Annotated in this window: 3 protein-coding genes; all 3 read left to right on the forward strand. The window is 64.4% G+C overall.

The features are described from left to right. On the forward strand, positions 1 to 135 hold a 135-nt coding region (gene grpE / locus AC1D01_RS29920), incomplete at its 5' end, for a nucleotide exchange factor GrpE (protein WP_477872910.1). Between the two features lie 99 nt (positions 136 to 234). Next, positions 235 to 2196: a molecular chaperone DnaK gene (dnaK, locus tag AC1D01_RS29925; RefSeq protein ID WP_477872906.1), complete on the forward strand. Its 1962-nt coding sequence runs from the start codon at positions 235 to 237 to the stop codon at positions 2194 to 2196. 78 nt (positions 2197 to 2274) lie between these two features. Then, the coding region (locus AC1D01_RS29930; protein WP_477872908.1) for a DnaJ domain-containing protein at positions 2275 to 2482 on the forward strand (208 nt) is incomplete at its 3' end.

Below are 2482 nucleotides of genomic sequence, written 5' to 3' on the forward strand. Positions count from 1 at the left end.
CACCAGCACCAGGCCATCAGCATGGTGCCGGCCGAGCAGGAGGCCAACACCGTCGTGGTCGTGCTGCAGAAGGGCTACCTGATCGCCGACCGCGTGCTGCGCCCGGCGCTGGTCACCGTGGCCGCCCCGAAATAACGCAAGGCAGAAGCAACTGTCCACAAGCGCGGCCCCTTGAAACGGCCCGACTTATCCACAACTCGACAACATCAAGATTTTCGGATTCAGGAGAACCAAATGGCAAAAATCATCGGCATCGACCTCGGCACCACGAACTCGTGCGTGGCCATCATGGAAGGCAACACCACCAAGGTGATCGAGAACAGCGAAGGTGCACGCACCACGCCGTCGATCATTGCCTACCAGGAAGATGGCGAGATCCTCGTCGGTGCTTCTGCCAAGCGCCAGGCGGTCACCAACCCGCGCAACACGCTGTATGCGGTGAAGCGCCTGATCGGCCGCAAGTTCACCGAGAAGGAAGTGCAGAAGGACATCGACCTGATGCCCTACAAGATCGCGCAGGCCGACAACGGCGATGCGTGGGTCGAGGTGCGCGGCAACCGGCTCGCGCCGCCGCAGGTCAGCGCCGAAGTGCTGCGCAAGATGAAGAAGACCGCCGAGGACTACCTGGGCGAGACGGTGACCGAGGCCGTGATCACGGTGCCGGCCTACTTCAACGACGCCCAGCGCCAGGCCACCAAGGATGCGGGCCGCATTGCCGGCCTCGACGTGAAGCGCATCATCAACGAGCCGACCGCCGCGGCGCTCGCGTTCGGCCTCGACAAGAACGAGAAGGGCGACCGCAAGATCGCCGTGTATGACCTGGGCGGCGGCACCTTCGACGTGTCGATCATCGAGATCGCCGACGTCGACGGCGAGAAGCAGTTCGAGGTGCTGTCGACCAACGGCGACACCTTCCTGGGCGGCGAAGACTTCGACCAGCGCATCATCGACTACATCATCACCGAGTTCAAGAAGGAACAAGGCGTCGACCTGTCGAAGGACGTGCTCGCGCTGCAGCGCCTGAAGGAAGCCGCCGAGAAGGCGAAGATCGAGCTCTCGAACAGCGCGCAGACCGACATCAACCTGCCGTACGTGACGGCCGATGCGTCGGGCCCGAAGCACCTGAACATCAAGCTGACGCGCGCCAAGCTCGAAGCGCTGGTCGAGGAGCTGATCGAACGCACGATCGCGCCCTGCCGCACCGCCATCAAGGACGCCGGCGTGGCCGTCAACGCCATCGACGACGTGATCCTGGTCGGCGGCATGACCCGCATGCCCAAGGTGCAGGAGAAGGTCAAGGAGTTCTTCGGCAAGGAGCCGCGCAAGGACGTGAACCCCGATGAGGCGGTGGCCGTCGGTGCCGCGATCCAGGGCCAGGTGCTGGCCGGCGACCGCAAGGACGTGCTGCTGCTCGACGTGACCCCGCTGAGCCTGGGCATCGAGACGCTGGGCGGCGTGATGACGAAGATGATCCAGAAGAACACCACCATCCCGACCAAGTTCGCGCAGACCTTCTCGACCGCCGACGACAACCAGCCGGCCGTCACGATCAAGGTCTACCAGGGCGAACGCGAGATGGCCTCGGGCAACAAGAGCCTGGGCGAGTTCAACCTCGAAGGCATCCCGCCGTCGCCGCGCGGCACGCCGCAGATCGAGGTGAGCTTCGACATCGACGCGAACGGCATCCTGCACGTCGGCGCCAAGGACAAGGGCACCGGCAAGGAAAACAAGATCACCATCAAGGCGAACTCCGGCCTCTCCGAAGCCGAGATCCAGCAGATGGTGAAGGACGCCGAGCTGAACGCCGTCGAGGACAAGAAGAAGCTCGAACTGGTGCAGGCCCGCAACCAGGCCGACGCGATGGTGCACAGCGTTCGCAAGTCGCTCGGCGAGCATGGCGAGAAGCTCGAGGCCGGCGAGAAGGAAGCGATCGAGACCGCACTGAAGGACGCCGAGGAAGCGCTGAAGGGCGACGACAAGGCGGCCATCGAGGCCAAGAGCGAGGCGCTGATGGCGGCCAGCCAGAAGCTGGGCGAGAAGGTGTATGCCGATGCGCAGGCGGCCCAGGCGGCAGCCGGTGCCGGAGCAGCAGCCGGCGGCGGCGCGCAGGCACCGCATGCCGAAGCCGCTTCGTCRAAGCCGGCCGACGACAACGTGGTCGACGCCGACTTCAAGGAAGTGAAAGACCAGAAGTAAGGCGCCCCCGCGGCTTCTTCAGACCCCCGTGGGCCGTGTCCGGTGCACGGGGGATTTGCATTTCAAGCGTGAGCATCCATGGCAAAGCGTGACTACTACGAAATCCTCGGCGTCGCGAAGAACGCGACCGAGGAGGACATCAAGAAGGCCTACCGCAAGCTGGCCATGAAGCACCACCCCGATCGCAACCAGGGCGACGGGGCGAAGAAGTCGGAAGAGCAGTTCAAGGAGGTCAAGGAGGCCTACGAGATGCTCTCCGACGCGCCGAAGCGCGCGGCCTACGACC

The organism is Rhizobacter sp. P3_B12 (assembly GCF_056402895.1).